1 protein-coding gene is annotated in these 410 nt (G+C 71.5%); it reads right to left on the reverse strand.

Annotated features, from left to right (window positions below; all coding sequences use genetic code 11):
* On the reverse strand, positions 1-349 hold a 349-nt coding region (locus LPA54_RS40520), incomplete at its 3' end, for a PH domain-containing protein (RefSeq protein ID WP_228985433.1).
* Positions 350-410 lie beyond the last annotated feature (61 nt).

Below are 410 nucleotides of genomic sequence, written 5' to 3' on the forward strand. Positions count from 1 at the left end.
CGGGCAGGCTGGTGCCGTCGCTGAGGTCGAGGAACACCCAGGGATCACCCGAGCGGAGGTTCACCTGAAGGATCTCCGCCCACTCCAGTCGGCGCCGGTGCACGATGTTGACGACCGTGACGCCCGCCTCGTCGGCGACGATCTTCGGCCGGGCCAGCAGGAACAGCGCACCGGCCAGCAGCGCGGCGGTGAACACGAAGCTGATCCGCTCGCCCGGGCCGAGCCCGTCGAGGAGCAGGCCGATCAGACTGACCACGACGAAGAGCGCGACGCCCGCGGTGAGCAGCACGGCGCGGGTACGGCCGGGCCGGAAGGTGACGGGCAGCTCGGGAAGCTGGGTGCCGGACATGGTGGCTCTCCCTGCCCCGTCAGAGGCGGCAGGCGTGGATGGCCGTGGTGAGGATGGCGCG

Source organism: Streptomyces sp. DH12, from assembly GCF_020873895.1.
In the GTDB taxonomy this organism is placed as follows: domain Bacteria; phylum Actinomycetota; class Actinomycetes; order Streptomycetales; family Streptomycetaceae; genus Streptomyces.